Genomic DNA, 17,997 nt, shown 5'->3' with positions numbered 1-17,997 from the left:
CCGTTCCCATGCCGAGCACGGAAGTTAAGCTCTTTAGCGCCGATGGTAGTTGGGGGCTTCCCCCTGTGAGAGTAGGACGTCGCTAGGCACATAAAAACAGTCAGCAAATAGCTGACTGTTTTTTTATTTCTATTCATTCCTTTTATGCATATTGCTATAATCTATCCAGAACTCGGCATTTTTAATTCCAGCTTCTCTTGGATCAAAAATAGGATCGAGGCCAGCTTTTTTTTGACGATCATAATCTTGTAAAACTCGAATGGCTGGTTTGGTTAATAAAACAATAGCAATAAAGTTCAAATAACTCATACTCCCAAATCCAATATCTCCAAGTCCCCACATAAGACTAACAGATTGAACACTTCCAACATAAACAACTAGTAAGAAAATCACTTTTAATACTAATTTTAAAAACGGGAAGCGAAGCTTTTTATCTAAATAAACAATAGTTGTCTCTGCAATATAGTAATATGCCATTAAAGTAGTGAATGCGAAGAGGAATATCGCTATAGCTACGAATCCACTTCCAAAATCATTGAATACTGTAGATACTGCTGCTTGAGTATATGCAGTACCTGCTACAACGCCCGGGATATTTTCAACTAACGGTGTCGTTGTTCCAGGAGGGGTTACATTATACATACCTGTTATGAGAATCATTAAAGCTGTAGCCGTACAGACAATGATTGTATCAATATAGATGGAAAACCCTTGAACTAAACCTTGTTTAGCCGGATGAGATACTTCAGCAGCAGCAGAACTAAATGTTGCTTCTCCTGCTCCAGCTACGTTTGAAAATACCGAGCGTCTTACACCCCAGGCGATTGCTGTCCCCACTATACCTCCAAAAATTGCATTCGTACCAAAGGCACTTGTAAGTATAAGTTTAACCATACCTGGAATTTCACTTACATTCGCTCCTAATATGATGAGTGTTAAAATTACGTAGGCAAGTGCCATAATAGGAACAACTTTATCTGCAACACGTGCTATACGTTTTACACCACCGAATATGATTAATCCCAAAAGAATAACAATTAGGGCACCTGTTATAAAGGGCGGAATATGAAAAGCTGTATTAAATGAGGTGGCAATTGTGTTCGCCTGTATTCCTGGCACTAGAACACCATATGAAAGACAGATAACAGACGCAACAAATATAGCAAAACCCTTTAGTCTCAAACCCTTTTCGATATAGTATGGCGAACCACCGCGATACTGATCATCAGCCTTTTCTTTATATAATTGGGCAAGTGTTGATTCAATAAATGCACTTGCACCCCCTAGAAATGCCATAAAACCCATCCAAAATACTGCACCTGGTCCACCAGCAGCAATTGCCGTAGCCACTCCTGCGATATTACCAACACCAACCCGTCCAGACAATGCCATACAAAAAGCTTGGAACGATGAAATTCCTTCTTTTGACTCTTTACGTTCACGTAATAATCGAATCATCTCAGGAATATAACGAAATTGAACAGCTTTTGTTAGGACGGTAAAATAAAGACCTACACCTAATGCTAAGTATACAAGTGTATTTCCCCAAATATAATCGACCATTGTATTAACGATTGTCTCCATAGATGTTTCCCCCTTGTTTTCTTAAATCAAAACCCCATAATTACCACTTTAAAAATTGTGTACTATACATCATCAGCACTCATCCTGTCACTGCAATATAATCGCAGTGTGGATACAGCTTTAGTTTAGATGAATGTTTAAATAGCTAAAACCTCCCTTCATGCATGTTAAGCTCATCATATGTATTGCATGTTTTATGCCATAAAGCAAAAAAAGCCTTTTACTCATGAAGACGAGAAAAAGACTTTTACACTTTCAGATGTTTTTTTTTAATGAATAGTAAAAGACCCAACAGATTCATTCCAAATTTGTTTCATCTGCTGACGGCCAGCTAAAATTTCTGGATGAAATTGAATATGTGCAATGGCTCTTGTTTTTTCAACAGCTTGGATGGAAAGCTTAATATCATGATTGGATGCTCCTCCATTGAGGCGTTGAGCAATCGTAAGGGCAGCAACCTCTCCCTGCGCTAATGCTACCTTGGCTCCTTCAATACCTGTAATATTTCCAGCTACATACAATCCCTCTAAATTAGTTTCCATTTGTTCATTATGTAAAGGAATGAACCCACCTAATTGTTCGATATAATGAAATGGACAACCTGCTAAAGAAGCAAGCTCTGCTAGAGGGTAAAGGCCACCAGCGATACAAATAAAATCTGCTTTAATACGTTGTTCGCTACCTTTCACAATAGAGCCGTCTGTATTCACTGTTGCTAAAACGACCCCTTCTACCTGATTTTTACCTACGATTTCAATAACCGCTTTCCTCAACATAATAGGGATATCCCACATTTTCACACCATTTTTGGGATAAAAGGTAATACCGAGCTTTTTCATAAAGTCATTTTTCATGAATTTGCTACCCATTTTTACAAAAGGCGAGGGAGCCATATGAGCTACATGCAATAATGAGTTCATAACTTCTAAAGGATGGCTATTACCTTCTGTTAACAAAGTAGCAGGGGGTAATGTAATCGCGGCTACTTGAACACCTGCTAATTGTAATTCCATTGCAATCGCTGAAGAAAGTACATTAACTCCGACAATGACGCCACGTTTACCTGGCTTCACACGATGCACATTTGTCATAACTTGTGCTGCTCCAACAGACATTACCCCTGGTAGAGTCCAACCTGGAATTGGGAAAGGAGATTCGGCAGCTCCAGTAGCTAATAGCAGATGTTGGGTACGAAATACACCTTTGGTTGTATGGATGATCCACGTTCGATCTATTTTTTCTAAGTCTGATACACTTGTTTGTAATAAAAATTCAACATGGACTGCTTTAGCTCGTTCTAATAAACGTTCAGATTCTACAATACCATTCCACCATGTTCCTGGCTTCTCTTCATATAGTTGTCCCAGTAATCGCCCTCCCGCATATAAATATTCATCGATAACAAGGACTTCAATATTTTTTTCCGCTAATGTAATAGCCGCCGCAAGCCCAGCAGGACCAGCTCCAATAATAACTACTTTATTGTTCATAATTCTTCCTCCAGTCTCTTACTGTCGTAGGAAGTATCTGTCCACTTTTTACAACCATCCCATCTGAGAGTGGGGTTAAGCATGCTCGTTCCCCCTCTAAGCCATTTACATTGACCCGGCATTCATAACAATGTCCAATATTACAATAAATGCCTCGAGGCTGCCCAGTTTCTTCGTGCAAACGTAAAGTGCGTATTCCTTGTGCTAGCAAGGCAGCAGCTAGGGACTCACCTTTGTAACCTTCAAACTCATGATCGTCAAAAGTAAAGGTCACTTTTGCTCTTTGTATTAAGTCCCCTAAAATGGGATGGTTTAATATACGTTCTGTCATCATTTAACCTCCCCTAAATCGGAGAATCGTACTGGTCGAATAGGGGCTTGATGTTTTAATGAAACCTCATTATTTTTACGAGGATAATGAAGATTGGCAATAGTATCTACCATAGTACGGCATGTACGACCGCCACAATAGCCCATACCTGCACGCGTTCTTAATTTCAGTTCTCGTGCAGAACACTTATATTTTGATGCACTTTCAACTAATTCATCGTAACTAATTTCTTCACAACGGCATACAATCATAGATTTATTTTGCATAGTTCCACCTCTACTATAAAAAATACTTAACATAGTACATAATGCAAAAACTATGCCAAAGAAAAGAAATAGCTACGAAATGAAAATCTAGGTTGATTTGAAATGTGTGTATAAAAATATTGACATGTATTTAAAAAAATTAGACATCTATGTTTAATTTTTTTAATCGGTTGTATAAAGTGGCACGAGTAATACCTAAAATTTTTGCGCATGTTTTTTTATTACCATTTACTTTAGCAAGCTGATCTAATATTATTTCTCGTTCATAATGTTCAAGCTGATTGTGAAGCTCTGTCCCTTGAGGAAACTCACTCTTAATGTCCAATGCTTCATCTTTTGGCATTATCGCTAAAATATCAGTAGGGAGGTCTTCCATATGAATGGCCCCCTCATCAGAAAAAACTACGAGTCGCTCAATAACATTAGATAATTCACGCACATTGCCTGGCCATTGGTATTTTAAAAGTACATTTGCTATTTCAGTTGGGATTCCTTGAATAGGTCGATTATATTTAATCGACTTTTCATATAAGAAGTAATTGCTAATTTCTAATATATCTGATGCCCGTTCTCTAAGAGGAGGGACTGTGAAATTCACCACATTCAGTCGATAATATAAATCTTCTCTAAATTTGCCTTCTGCCACTAATTGCTTCAAATCTCTATTAGTTGCTGCTACTAGATTAAATTCGACGTCCATTTCCTTTGTACCGCCAACTGTGTAAAAAGTTTTTTCCTGTAGCAATCTTAAAATCTTGACTTGCATTTCTAGCGGCATCTCACCGATTTCATCTAAAAATAAAGTACCTCCACGTGCAAGCTCTACTTTACCTTTTTTTCCTTTTTGATGGGCACCAGAAAAAGCTCCTTTTTCATAGCCAAAAATCTCACTTTCAAACAGACCGCTTGGAATGGCACCACAATTGATAGCAACAAAGGGTGCCTCAGACTTTTCTCGAATAGCATGAACTGCACGTGCAAACAGTTCTTTACCAACGCCACTCTCTCCGTAAATTAAAATATTAGCCTCGGTTTCTGCGACCTTTTTTACTTTTTCTAATACTTCTCTAAGCTTTGGACTATTACCACGAATTAGGGTGAATGGGTCAAAGGCTAAACCATTAGTATTCATCTGTTTCTCTAAATTTAATAATTTCTCAGATGTAATATGAAGCTCTTCGTTTAATTTTTTGACATGGGTAATGTCTGTTTCAGCAACGACTGCCCCAATTGTCTTATCGTGCAGCATAACAGGATTAGAGTTAATCATAACGACGAGATCTTCCCGTGGAAAATGCTGTTGCTGATAGACAGATTTTCTATGCTGTAATGTATGTAAAATTTCTAGTTGATCTTCTTTGAAAAAATGAGTGATTGGCTTACCGATAATATTTTCTCCGGATACTGAAAAAATACTTTCGGCTCCTTTCGTCCAATAAACAACATTTTGTTCAGCATCAATGACCGTACAGGATTCATTAATTGTATTTAAAATGGTTTGTAAATAAGCATTTCCACATTCTAATTCATAGGCAAGATCGTATGCTAAGGACTCTCTCCATAAATATCCTAAATATTGTTTCTCTTCATTACAAACTAGTAAAAATTCGTAGTCCTTCATATATTCAATGGCAATTTTGAGCGGGCAATTTGACTGGATGGTAAGACAGGCAACATAGTGAACATCATTTTTTCTTTTACCGCGAACTGCTCCATAGGGTTTATTATTTTCAATCACAAAAAATTGTTTGCTAGCATCGTTTATTTTGGACACAATGTCTTCAGTAGTTGTAATAGCAAAGTTACGTTTTACTATTTTATTCATTATTAAATGATATGGATGCAAGATAAGTCCCCCCTTATTGTTAATTTGTCCAATTATTTTGAATAATATAAATAATTTTGACACATAGTGACTAGTTTATCAAACAAATTCCAGTTTGATAGATTGGCATGTTTTTTGCATCATACAGTCATGAATAGAAAGGAGGAGGGAGATATGAAGAAATCCCATCACGATATCGTAATTATTGGTGGTGGCATTATTGGTGGAGCAATAGCTTATTATTGCACAAAGGCCGGCCTAGATATCACAATACTTGAAAAAAATGAACTTGCGAGTGGGACTTCTTCTCGTTGTGATGGCAATATTTTAGCTATTGATAAAGATCCTGGCTTTGACAGTCAAATGTCTTTAGTCAGTCAAAGATTGGTTCATGAGCTAAATAGAGAGTTAGATATGAGCTTTGAATACCGAAATCCGGGTAGCATCCTTGTTTGTGAAAGTGAACTAGAGATGGAGGCTGCTCAGCAATGGGTTAATCGCCAACAAGAGGCGGGGTTAGATTTTACGATGTTAGATCGTGAGGATTTGCGGAATGAATCAAAATACTTCGCAGATGACTTATACGGTGGGTTGGAATGTAAAACTGATTCAACAGTGAACCCATACATGCTGACATTTTCTATGTTTCATTCAGCTGAGAAGATAGGGGCAAAGATAAAAAAACAGACAGAGGTCAAACATATTAAGAAACAGCCAGATCATACATTTTTGCTTGAAACGAATGACGGATGGATAACCGCCAATAGAGTCATTAATGCTTGCGGAATATGGGCGCCGTATATTGGACAAATGCTTGGTGTTGATATTCCCATTAAACCTCGCAAAGGTCATATACTGGTCGCATCACGTCAGCAACCAGTAGGGCTAAGAAAAGTTATGGAATTTGGTTATTTAATTTCAAAGTTTGGTGGAGAGCGTAAGGTGGATGCGGATATTGAAAAGTATGGAGTAGCCTTAGTGTTTGAACCGACAGAGGCACAGAATTTTTTAATAGGAAGTAGTCGTGAATTTGTAGGATTTGACACGAAGGTGAATCATGATGTGGCAAAAATGATCGCTAGACGGGCAGTACGTTTCTATCCAAAAATTGCTGATATGTCGATTATTCGTACATATGCAGGATTAAGACCATGGACAGAAGATCATTTACCTATTATTTGTGAAGTAGAAGAAGTACCTGGCTTCTATATTGCAGCGGGTCATGAAGGAGATGGCATTAGCTTAGCTGCAGTTACTGGGAAGCTTATCCAAGAATTACTCCAGCACAAAGATGCATGCATTCCTACTGAACCGGTTCATCTTAGTCGTTTTCAGAAAGGAGTCCTTCATAAATGAATTTTCAAAAACTATTTATGACGATTGATACCCACACGGGAGGAAATCCAACACGTTCATTAATAAGTGGTATGCCCAAGCTTGAAGGCAAAACTATGTCAGAAAAAATGTTATTTATGCAAGAGAACTATGATTGGATTCGAAGATTTCTTATGAATGAACCACGAGGACATAGCGTAATGTCAGGCGTTATCATTACAGATCCTTGCCATCCCGAAGCCGATATTGGGGTGATTTATATAGAAACAGGTGGTTACTTACCAATGTGTGGACATGACACAATAGGTGTTTGTACAGCACTTATTGAAGCAAATTTAATAGAGGTCACTATACCATATACAAACATAAAATTGGACACACCTGCAGGTTTAATTGATGTACAAATAAAAGTAGAGGATGGAGTAGCGAAGGAAGTGACCTTTAAAAACGTACCATCTTTTTTATTAAAAACGATTGAAATCGATGATACTGAACTAGGTGTAGTGGAATGTGAAATAGCTTACGGAGGGAATTTTTACGGCATTATTGATGCTAGAAAAATCAATCTAGACTTAGCTGTAGACAATTCGACGAAGATTATTAACACAGCTATTCGACTCCGCAATGCTGTGAATGCTGAGGAGGATATTGTCCATCCTGAATTCTCCTTTATCCATGGGCTTACACATATTGAGTTTTATACAGATCCAGTCAATCCATCTGCTGATTTAAAAAATACTGTTGTTGTTCCGCCAGGAGGAATTGATCGTTCTCCTTGTGGCACTGGTACGTCTGCCAAAATCGCTACACTCTACTCAAAAAATAAGCTCGCTATCAATGAGTCCTTCGTTTATGAAAGTATTGTGGGAACGATGTTTAAAGCACGTGTACTAGAAGAAGTAACTATAAGTGGTTTAACAGCTGTTATTCCAGAAGTAACAGGATCAGCATGGGTAATGGGAATGCATCGATTCTTTTACAATGATCAGGACCCACTAAAAGAGGGCTATTTGATGATTCCGCCAATGGATCACTAAGGGAGGATAAACATGAATTTTCATAAGTCTTTTCAAACAATAGATACACAAGTAGTGGGAGAAGCCTTTCGCATCATTGTGCAATCCCCAATCATGCTTATGCATGAAGATATTTTGGAAGCGGATCATCAGTTAAATACACAATTTGAAGATACAAAGCAACAGCTTTTGAATGAGCCTAGGGGACATCGTGGAATGAATGGCTGCCTTGTTTTACCATCCGCTATTGCTTCCTATCGATTATTATTTTTCCAGCATGCAGCTTCTACAAGTTTTAAGTATGAGGCACTTGTAGCCACATTGACAGCATTGATTGAGCAAGGAACAGTAGAACTTTCAAAAAATAATACTTACTCTATTGAAACAGTCAAAGGTGTCTATGAAGCTAATGCCAAACTTTCTGAAAAGAGAGATGCAGTATTATCCGTTCATTTAATATTGAAGCCAGCATATTTAGAAGGTGAGCAAGTCATTATTGATAATGAGCGACGCTACATGGTGGTTGAAAAACCACGGCAAATTAAAGCCATTGTTTTAGAAGAATTAGCAGAAATCAGCACGTGGGGATTACTAGAAAGTGAGAAATATAGTACGGCAGATGGGATCATTATGTATGAACAATTAGATGGCTCTGTCAGGTCAGTTACCTTTGAACGAGATGGCTATATATTACGTTCACCTGGAGTAGATAGTACACTGGCGTTAATAGCGGTTTTAGGGGAAGAAGCTGTTAAAAAAAATGACAGTATTTTTGATAGCAACATTGAAATTATACAAAAGCATGAAGCTGGCTACGAAATTGCATTAACAGGTTATATCACAGGAATCCATCAATTTGTAGTGGACCGTGAAGATCCTTTGCAGCATGGATTTATCATTGTGTAATAAAAGAGGATAGAGGAGGAATAAAGATGAAAAAACTAGAAGGCGTATTTCCCGTATTAGTAACGCCGATGAAAAATCAAACAGACATTGATTGGGATGGTTTCCGTCAAAATATTGAACATTTTATTGAAGCTGGGGTCACAGGTATTGCTATTAATGGTAGTACAGGTGAATTTGTGAGTTTAACGAAAGAAGAACGGTTTAATGCAGTAGAAGTAGCTGTAGATCAAATTAAAGGGCGAATTACATTGATTGTTGGTACAGCAGCTGAAACAACTGCAGAGGCAATCATCTATACACAGCAGGCAGAACAGGCTGGTGCAGATGCAGCATTATTAATTAATTCCTATTACGCACATCCAAAAGATGATGAAATATATGTTCATTTTAAATCAGTAGCCGAATCTGTAAACTTTCCCATCATGATCTATAATAATCCGTTTACTTCGGGGGTAGATATTGGCTTAGAAACGATTTTAAAAGTAGGTAGAGATGTTCCAAATATTACACATATTAAAGAATCAAGCGGCAGTATTGGAAAAGCGCGTGATATCGTACGTCAAGGCCAAGATGATATAAAAGTATTTTGTGGATCAGAGGATTTAGCTATCGAATCATTTTTAATTGGGGCTGTTGGGTGGATTTCTGTATCTGGAAATATTGTGCCAGAGCTTGTGACAAAATTATATAGTCAAGTAAAAGAGGGGAACTTAGAGGCAGCTTGGGCAATTTACGATCGCTTATTACCTTTATGTGCATTTTTAGAGGGATCGGGTAAATATGTACAAATTACTAAACGTGCAATGGAACTAAAAGGATGGGCAGGGGGGCCTTGTCGTCTACCACGTCTCCCACTAACAGAGGAAGAAGATGCCCAACTTAAAGCAATTATGACTAATTTAGACGTACTGGCTATAGAACATTATTAAAAAGGGGGATGAACGATGGAGGCAGTGTTGACATTAAAACCACAAGTAAAGGAATTTCTACAGTCCACGATTGGCTTGTATATCGACGGTGAATATGTGCAAGCTCAATCAGGTAAAACATTGAATGTTTTAAATCCTGCTAATGAAGAAGTCATTGCGGTAGTAAGCGAAGCACAGGCAGAAGATATTGATTTTGCAGTAGAAGCTGCTCGAAAAGCATTTGATGGTGAATGGTCAACGATGGAGGCAGCTGAACGCTCACGAATTATTTATAAATTGGCAGATTTACTAGAAGAACATCGTGAAGAGCTAGCACAGCTTGAATCACTAGACAATGGAAAACCATATAAAAATGCTCTTGCAGATGATGTGGATGGTACAGTTCAACATTTCCGTTATTATGCGGGCTGGGCAACAAAAATTACAGGCCAGACTGTACAAGTGTCAAAGGATTACTTAAATTACATTGTACATGAGCCCGTCGGAGTTGTAGGCCAAATTATTCCTTGGAATTTTCCTCTTGCCATGGCGGCATGGAAGCTAGGTTCAGCGTTAGCAGTAGGATGTACGGTTGTTATCAAACCAGCGGCTGAAACGCCATTGTCATTATTATATGTGGGGCAATTAATGAAACAAGCTGGTTTTCCAGACGGTGTAGTAAATATTGTACCAGGTACGGGAGAGGCGGGCGAAGCGGTTGTTACTCATAAAGGTGTAGCAAAAGTAGCCTTCACTGGATCAACAAAGACAGGAATACACGTGATGAAAAAAGCTGCTGATGATGTGAAAAGTATAACATTAGAGCTTGGGGGAAAATCTCCTGCTATTGTGTTACCAGATGCAGATGTCGAGGAAGCGATAGAAGGAACATTTGCTGGGACGATGTACAATCATGGCCAAAACTGTAGCGCATGTACACGGGTATTTGTGCATAGTAGTTTATACAATCAATTTATTGAACGACTCGCTGAAAAGGCTAAAGCATTAAAGGTAGGGCCCGGTTTAGACCCAGAAACAGACATGGGTCCATTAGTGTCACAAAAGCAATTAAACACTGTTCTTCATTTTATCGAAAAAGGAAAAGAGGAAGGTGCTCGCTTAGTAGCTGGTGGTGATCGAGCACTGCCAAAGGGATATTTTGTCCAACCAACTATCTTTGCTGATGTTCAGGACACGATGACAATTGCCCAAGAAGAGATTTTCGGACCTGTTATGTCCATTCTATCGTTTGAAACAGTAGATGAAGTAATTGCACGCGCTAATAATAGTAAATATGGACTTGCTGCAAGTATTTGGACTGAAAATGTAAAGAAGGCACATTATATTGCTAGTAAACTACAAGCAGGGACAGTATGGATTAATGATTTTGGGTTAGAATGGGAAACGATGCCATTTGGAGGTTACAAACAGTCAGGTATTGGTCGTGAAATGGGCGGTGAATATGGACTGTCCAATTACACTGAGGTGAAAAGTGTATTTGTTAATATGAAGCAATAAAAGTGAATTTGCATTAAAGAAATAAAAGGAGCTATCTTCAATAGGTAGCTCCTTTTCTCGTTATTGAAAGGGTATTATTTTACGCCGTGCAGAGGACGGGATACTCATATCCTCGCGGTATTTGGCTATGGTACGCCGAGATATTTCAATGCCTAAAGCAGCGTTAAAATATTCAGCTATTTTTTGATCAGAGAAGGGCTTAGCCTTATTTTCTGATTTGATATAGTCGGACAATAAAGACTTCACCTTTATTTGTGACACGCTCTGACCATTGGCTGTCGACAATTTAGAGCTGAATAATTCCTTTAATTCAAATGTGCCCAAAGCAGTTTGTACATACTTATTTGTTGTAATACGACTTACCGTTGATTCATGAACATCTATTTGGTCAGCAATTTCACGCAACGTAAGTGGTTGCATGGCGTCGAAGCCATCTAGAAAGAATCTTTTTTGCTTTTCAATAAGGGCCTTCATAATGTTGATCATTGTATTTCGACGTTGTTCAATGCTGTTCACTAGCCAGTGGTAGTCAGCTAAGTGTTTTTTAAAATAACTCTTTTCTGAGGAATGAGTTTTTATATAAGGAAAGTAGTCAGCGTGAATACTAATCTTTGGTAAATAATAATCGTTCAACGAAAAGGTAATCCCACCGTCAACAATATCTACAATAATATCTGGTATCGTCGTATGTACCAATTCCTGATAAAATAATGAGCTTAGCTTTGGTTGTAATGATTGTATAAAAAGATAAATCATTTGTAAGTCATTTAATGATATATCTAGCTCTTTTGATATTTTCTTCCAATTATTATGAGCGAGCTCTTCTAGATAATTAGAAATAATGGTATCGGCATGAATAGGGCTGTTAGGACAATAAATAGTTTGTAATAGTAAACATTCCTTTAAATTGCGTGCACCCATTCCTAAAGGACCAATCGTTTGTAATAAATGAATGCCCTTTTCTATTTCTGAGTCATTATAAGAAGTTCGTATAGGTTGCTCATAATAACCATTGTCATCTAAATGATAAATAATATGTTTTAAGAGCTGAATGTCCTTTTCATTATCAAATGTTAACCTGACCTGCTGAAACAGCTCATCTCGAATATTTTTTTCGCATTTTGTAGAAAGATGCAAATGGTTATAGTGTTTGCTACTCGTTTTTGGAATCTGTAAATGCTCTTTAAGTGTAGGTTCACTTAGTTCGATTAACGGATTAACGAGCTCTTGTTCACGTATATATTGTTCTAACTCCTGAGTTGAATATTGGAGTAGCTCGATCGCCTGACGAAGTTGGGTAGACATAACGATTTGTAATTCTTGTGTGTGTTTAATAGAAAGTTGCATACTTAAACCTCGATTCTCTATCAATCTATCTAACTAACTTAGAAAAATATAGTGACAAGAAACTTTGACATGTGCAACGAAATGAATCATTAGCTTTCAATAATAAGCTCAAAATGTTGAACTTAATGGTTTTAAAAAGTGTAAAAAAAGTAAACATCTATAGGGTGAGTGTAAAGAAATTATAAAATAATGAGTTCTTTTGGCGAGTGTGTGATTACTTCAACACCATCTTTTGTAATGATGACATCATCCTCTATACGAACACCGCCAACTTGTGGGACGTAAATGCCTGGCTCAACTGTAAGTACCATATTCTCCTCTAAAACGTCTTCACAAACTGTCGACATGAAAATATTTTCGTGAATATCTAGTCCGATGCCATGACCTGCTCCATGTCCGTAATTTTCCCCATAGCCTTTAGCTGTAATATAGTCACGTGTATAGCTATCTGCATTTTGTCCTGTTATACCAGCCTTCATATTAGAAAGAGCATGTTGCAAGGAGTCATAAACAATTTGATATATTTCTTTTAATTGTTCAGGAGGCTCACCGACAGCAATAGTTCTTGTCATGTCAGAACGATAGCCTTCATAATAAGCGCCAAAATCAAGTGTAAGCATATCACCTTGTTCAATAATTTTCGAAGACGCCACGCCATGTGGTAGAGCAGAGCGATGACCAGAAGCGACAATCATATCAAATGCAGCACCAGTAGCACCATTTTTACGCATATGGGATTCCAGCTCATTGGCAATTTCAATTTCTGTAACACCAGGTTTAATGAATGTCAAAATATGCTTAAATGCTTCATCTGAAATCCAAGCTGCTTTCTTAATGATTTCAATTTCCTCTGGTGTCTTAATCATACGTAAATCTTCCACAATAGTAGATAAAGGCTTTAATGTTGCTATTAATTTATTAGCCATTAATTGATAAGTGTAGTAAGTGACGTGATGTTGTTCAAAGCCAACAGTTTGAATGGATTCCTGTTCTAAAATTTCTTGAATCGTTTCATATAAACGGCTGCGATCAATCTCATGTACCTCAAATGTTTTACTTTGCTCTGTTGCTTGCTGTGTATAGCGGAAGTCCACCAATAAAAGTGCCCGTGTGTTAGTTACTACAACCGTTCCTGCACTTCCTGTAAATCCTGTTAAATAACGACGGTTTTGAGCATTTGTAATAATCATTGCGCTTGTACCTTGTGCTTGTAGAGCATTTCGTAATTGTTCTAGTTTTGACATGTTGTCATTCCCCCTTTAATGAAATTATAATGCAAAATCTGTGCCAATTTTTAAAAAATTAGAATCGGCATGGAAATTGCATAGATTTTTATAGTGCGATTTCTTTTCGTGCAATAAAATTAAAGGGGTTTTGAGGATGGCTAAAAAAACAAAATGGCTTTTCGTATTGTTAGCATTAGTGCTCGTTGTATTGGTCGGTTGTTACGGCAAAGATAAAACCACTTCTGGAAATACTACAAATAGTAATGAAACAGATAATGCATCTTCTGATGGGGATGACAATATTACTGCACAGGAACTTCATTTAGTGGCAACAGGAGATTTAACGACGATGAGCTCTTTGGGGAGTGTAGATGCACTTGCTGTGACGGCAATGAACTCAGTATTTGAGGGATTATATCGTATAGGTCCGGAAAATACACCAATTCCAGGTATGGCAGAGTCACATGAAGTTTCTGAGGATGGTACAGTGTATACATTTAAAATACGTAAAGATGCTGTGTGGAGTAATGGGACTCCAGTGACAGCACATGATTTTGAGTATGCATGGAAAAGAGCTATAAATCCTGAAACTCAAGCAATTTATTCATACTTAATGTTAGATATAAAAAATGCTGCCAATGTGCAAACAGAAGAAGATCCCCTTTATGGGAAGGTGGAGGAAATCGGTATTAAAGCATTAAATGATGAAACATTAGAAGTGCAGCTAAATGCGCCGATCCCATACTTTATTAGCTTAACAACGTATGCACCGTTCTTCCCATTAAATAAAGAATTTACAGAGTCCCAAGGTGATCAATATGCGCTAGAAGCGGATAATATGATCTATAATGGTCCTTTCATGATGGAGTCTTGGCAACATGGGCAAGGATGGACGTTCGTCAAAAATGAAAGTTATTGGGATAAGGACACTGTAAAGCTTACTAAAATCACGCAGAAAATAGTGAAAGATACGGCAACGGCTGTCAATCTCTATGAAGCTGGTGAAATAGACACTGCCGAGTTATCTAGTGAATATGTTGCTCAATATAAAGACAGTCAAGAGTATTCAACGTTTTTAAAGCCAAATACGTATTTTATTCGTATGAATCATGACAATAAATATTTATCTAATCTAAACATTCGTAAAGCGATTGATATGGCATGGGACAAACAAGGATTCGCTGAAGTGATATTACAGGATGGTTCCATTCCTGCTTACTATTTAGTACCTCAGGGATTATCAACAGATGACAAGGGGAATGATTTCCGTGATGGCAATGGCGATATGAATAAAACAAATATCGAGCTAGCGAAGGAAGCGTGGGCTACGGGCTTAAAGGAACTTGGTGTAGACCAAGTAAAGCTGGAGTTTTTAACATATGACCGTGCAGAATCTAAAAAAGCCGCTGAATTTATTAAAAACCAATTGGAGACGAATTTAGAAGGCTTAGAGCTAACAATTAATATGCAGCCAAATAAGCAAAAGCTTGCATTAGAAGGGGCTGTTGATTTTGATTTAGACTATGGTGGCTGGGGCCCTGACTATCAAGACCCTATGACTTATATTGAATTATTTGAGTCAACGGCTTATTATAATCAGTCTAACTATAAAAATGAAAAAGTTGATGCACTTATTAAACAAGCAAAAACTACCTCTAATGTTACCGAGCGTTGGGAACTTATGCAGCAAGCCGAAAAATTAATGATGGAAGATGTAGCATTTGCCCCAACATTCCAAAAAGGGTTAAGTCGTTTGACAAAACCATATGTGAAAAACTTATATGAGCATCCATTCTCAGCTGACATAAGCTATAAATGGGTAGAAATTGTAAAATAAAAAGTGCTGTCCTCTTTTCTCGAGAGGACAGCATTTTGCATTTATAGATAGAAAACTATAGATAAAATGGCTGTTACGGAGCAGCCAAGTATACCTACCAGCAGGAGCGGATAAGTGAAGGTGTAGGTCGGAGCATAAACATATTCTAAATCTCCATCTAATTCAAAGGCATAGACACCATTTTTAGTAACACGTGCAAAAAAACGTTTGAAACTATAGGCGATACCATTAAAAAGCCCACCTTGTACAACAACCAATGAAGCACCTACAATTGTAGAAGTAAGTGAAACAAGGAAAATATTGTTAATTAGTGTTAAAAAAGTGATTGGTTGGTGGAGGAGCCAGGTATAGCTGAGGGAAACTATGATTATACAGCTAGCAAGTAAGAGGAAGGTCTTTAATTTCAAAGTAATATACCTCCTTCTTGTGCTGAACGGTATTGGACAAGCTCCTCCTCTGTCAGCATAACAAAGTGACCAGGCCGTATCTCAACAAAGCTTTCACTTTCAATATTTCGGTTAGCTTGATAGGTAGCTTCATTAAAAATAATGCGTTTGCGTTCTCGCTCTAGCTTAGGATCTGGTAATGGGATCGCCGATAATAATGATTTTGTATAAGGGTGTACAGGGTGATCATAGAGCTCTTGACTGTCCGCTAGCTCAACGATTTTCCCTCGATACATCACACCAATACGATCACTAATATACTTCACCATCGACAAGTCATGTGCAATAAAAAGATAGGTCAACCCACGTTCTTGCTGTAACTTTTTTAGCAGATTCACTATTTGCGCCTGAATGGAAACGTCCAATGCAGAGATAGGCTCGTCTGCAATGATGAGTTCAGGCTCTACAGCTAGAGCTCGTGCAATACCAATACGTTGACGCTGGCCACCACTAAGTTCGTGTGGATAACGGTTTGCATACTCTTTTGTTAATCCGACTATGTTTAATAGCTCATATATTTTTGACTTCCATTCACTTTTAGGTACTTCATGGATGGCCAATCCTTCTGCAATAATATCCATTATCTTCATACGTGGATTGAGAGAAGAATAGGGATCTTGAAAAATCATTTGCACCTTGCTATTGAAGGCAAGCTTGTCTTTTTTTGTTTGATGGTCATTGATATTACGGCCATCAACATGAATGTCACCACTAGTAATCGCATGGAGTCCAATAATGGAACGTCCCGTTGTCGATTTACCACATCCGGATTCTCCTACAAGACCAAAAATTTCTCCTTTATAAATATCGAAAGAAATGCCATCTACCGCTTTATTAACCGTGTTTTTACTTAAAGAAAAGTGCTGCTTAACCTCTTTTAATGATAAATAGGGATGTTCTTTATCAAAGATAGCTGGTGCCTGACGCTTCTCTTGCTGTACTTGAGCAAGCTGTTGGTTAACCGGTACTATTTTCGGTGCGTGTTCATGCAATAACCAAGTAGCAGCGAAATGAGTGTCGCTGACCTGAAACATAGGTGGTTCCTCTATAAAGTCAATTTTCAAGGCATGTTTATTACGAGCTGCAAAGGCGTCACCAGTAGGGGGATGAAGCAGGTTTGGTGGCGTTCCAGGAATGGCATACAATGAGTTTGTATGAATATCTGGATTAGGCATGGCTGCGAGTAGCCCTTGTGTATAAGGGTGCTGACAATGATAAAATATTTCATCAACTAAGCCAATTTCAATGATTTTTCCAGCATACATCACGGCAACACGATCGGCCATTTTAGCGACAACGCCTAAATCGTGGGTAATAAAGATAATAGATAAATTCATTTTTTGTTGTAGATTTTTTAATAATTCTAAAATCTGTGCTTGGATCGAAACATCTAGTGCTGTGGTAGGCTCATCAGCAATGATGATACGTGGCTCACAAGCAAGAGCCATGGCAATGACTATTCGCTGGCGCATACCTCCAGAAAATTGGTGTGGGTACTGTTTATATCTTTTATCAGCTTCTTTTATACCGACAAGCTGCAATAACTCTATAACACGGTTAGTTATTTGTCGGCCACGTAAAGTCGTATGTTTTTTTATACTTTCTGCAATTTGGTGACCAATCGTCATCGTAGGGTTTAAGGCAGTCATTGGATCTTGAAAAATCATAGCTATTTCTGCTCCGCGTATTGCTCGAATTTCTTGCTCACTGGAAGATAAAATATCATGTCCGTTATAAAAAATATGTCCGCTTTTTATCATTGTTGATTCGGTTGGATTGAGGCGAAGAAGGCTTTTCGAAGTAACTGATTTTCCAGAGCCAGACTCGCCTACAATGGCTAAGGTTTCACCTTCAAATAAATCAAATGATATATTGCGAACGGCTTGTACCTCACCATTGTACGTGTTGAAGGAAACACTTAAATTTTTCACCTCTACTATTTTTTTCATTTAGAGCACCTTC

15 protein-coding genes and 1 rRNA gene are annotated in these 17,997 nt (G+C 37.9%); 7 read left to right on the top strand and 9 right to left on the bottom strand.

Going from position 1 to position 17,997, the window contains the following annotated elements; genetic code table 11:
* A 5S ribosomal RNA gene (gene rrf / locus B3D94_RS12495) occupies nt 1-88 on the top strand; the annotation flags it as partial.
* Between the two features lie 41 nt (nt 89-129).
* On the opposite strand, the gene B3D94_RS12490 is transcribed toward rrf, so the two are convergent.
* The 5 genes from B3D94_RS12490 to B3D94_RS12470 form a co-directional block, all read right to left on the bottom strand.
* Entirely contained in the window at nt 130-1,584 is a 1,455-nt protein-coding gene (locus B3D94_RS12490) for an alanine/glycine:cation symporter family protein (protein WP_069482816.1), read from the bottom strand.
* Between the two features lie 269 nt (nt 1,585-1,853).
* Entirely contained in the window at nt 1,854-3,074 is a 1,221-nt protein-coding gene (locus B3D94_RS12485; RefSeq protein WP_069482815.1) for an NAD(P)/FAD-dependent oxidoreductase, read from the bottom strand.
* Nucleotides 3,064-3,405: a (2Fe-2S)-binding protein gene (locus B3D94_RS12480; protein WP_069482814.1), complete on the bottom strand. Its 342-nt coding sequence runs from the start codon at nt 3,403-3,405 to the stop codon at nt 3,064-3,066. The genes B3D94_RS12485 and B3D94_RS12480 overlap by 11 nt, the downstream gene beginning before the upstream one ends.
* Nucleotides 3,405-3,671: a (2Fe-2S)-binding protein gene (locus B3D94_RS12475; protein WP_069482813.1), complete on the bottom strand. Its 267-nt coding sequence runs from the start codon at nt 3,669-3,671 to the stop codon at nt 3,405-3,407. Before B3D94_RS12475 ends, B3D94_RS12480 begins: the two co-directional genes overlap by 1 nt.
* Before the next feature lie 139 nt (nt 3,672-3,810).
* Nucleotides 3,811-5,517, bottom strand: coding sequence for a sigma-54 interaction domain-containing protein (locus tag B3D94_RS12470; RefSeq protein ID WP_291757474.1), 1,707 nt, complete (start codon nt 5,515-5,517; stop codon nt 3,811-3,813).
* A gap of 153 nt (nt 5,518-5,670) precedes the next feature.
* Between B3D94_RS12470 and B3D94_RS12465 the strand changes: the two genes are divergently transcribed.
* The 5 genes from B3D94_RS12465 to B3D94_RS12445 are packed head-to-tail and all read left to right on the top strand — an operon-like array spanning nt 5,671 to nt 11,179.
* Nucleotides 5,671-6,852 carry an NAD(P)/FAD-dependent oxidoreductase gene (locus tag B3D94_RS12465; RefSeq protein ID WP_258270384.1) on the top strand — a complete coding sequence of 394 codons (1,182 nt, stop codon included), beginning with the start codon at nt 5,671-5,673 and terminating at the stop codon, nt 6,850-6,852.
* Nucleotides 6,849-7,868 (top strand): proline racemase family protein, encoded by a 1,020-nt coding sequence (locus B3D94_RS12460; protein ID WP_069482811.1) that lies wholly within the window; start codon nt 6,849-6,851, stop codon nt 7,866-7,868. Before B3D94_RS12465 ends, B3D94_RS12460 begins: the two co-directional genes overlap by 4 nt.
* 12 nt (nt 7,869-7,880) lie before the next feature.
* Complete coding sequence (locus B3D94_RS12455; RefSeq protein WP_291757468.1) at nt 7,881-8,753, top strand: proline racemase family protein; 873 nt, start codon at nt 7,881-7,883, stop codon at nt 8,751-8,753.
* Nucleotides 8,754-8,779: 26 nt separating this feature from the next.
* Entirely contained in the window at nt 8,780-9,682 is a 903-nt protein-coding gene (dapA, locus tag B3D94_RS12450) for a 4-hydroxy-tetrahydrodipicolinate synthase (RefSeq protein ID WP_069482809.1), read from the top strand.
* A 15-nt stretch (nt 9,683-9,697) separates the two neighbouring features.
* Entirely contained in the window at nt 9,698-11,179 is a 1,482-nt protein-coding gene (locus tag B3D94_RS12445) for an aldehyde dehydrogenase family protein (RefSeq protein ID WP_069482808.1), read from the top strand.
* Nucleotides 11,180-11,239: 60 nt separating this feature from the next.
* Here the strand turns inward: B3D94_RS12445 and rpoN are convergent, their stop codons facing one another.
* Complete coding sequence (gene rpoN, locus B3D94_RS12440; RefSeq protein WP_291757464.1) at nt 11,240-12,526, bottom strand: RNA polymerase factor sigma-54; 1,287 nt, start codon at nt 12,524-12,526, stop codon at nt 11,240-11,242.
* A gap of 179 nt (nt 12,527-12,705) precedes the next feature.
* A complete protein-coding gene (locus B3D94_RS12435) occupies nt 12,706-13,770 on the bottom strand; it encodes a M24 family metallopeptidase (protein ID WP_069482806.1) in 1,065 nt (354 codons plus the stop codon).
* 136 nt (nt 13,771-13,906) lie between these two features.
* On the opposite strand from B3D94_RS12435, the gene B3D94_RS12430 reads away from it, so the two are divergent.
* A complete protein-coding gene (locus B3D94_RS12430; protein ID WP_193833212.1) occupies nt 13,907-15,589 on the top strand; it encodes a peptide ABC transporter substrate-binding protein in 1,683 nt (560 codons plus the stop codon).
* Between the two features lie 41 nt (nt 15,590-15,630).
* Here B3D94_RS12430 and B3D94_RS12425 read toward each other — a convergent pair whose 3' ends face one another.
* Nucleotides 15,631-15,996 carry a DUF3899 domain-containing protein gene (locus B3D94_RS12425; RefSeq protein WP_254664333.1) on the bottom strand — a complete coding sequence of 122 codons (366 nt, stop codon included), beginning with the start codon at nt 15,994-15,996 and terminating at the stop codon, nt 15,631-15,633.
* Complete coding sequence (locus tag B3D94_RS12420) at nt 15,993-17,984, bottom strand: ABC transporter ATP-binding protein (RefSeq protein WP_069482804.1); 1,992 nt, start codon at nt 17,982-17,984, stop codon at nt 15,993-15,995. Before B3D94_RS12420 ends, B3D94_RS12425 begins: the two co-directional genes overlap by 4 nt.
* Nucleotides 17,985-17,997 lie beyond the last annotated feature (13 nt).

This window comes from Lysinibacillus sp. UBA5990 (genome assembly GCF_002429815.1).
Lineage (GTDB): Bacteria > Bacillota > Bacilli > Bacillales_A > Planococcaceae > Lysinibacillus > Lysinibacillus fusiformis.
This window is presented reverse-complemented; position numbering and strand designations above follow the sequence as displayed.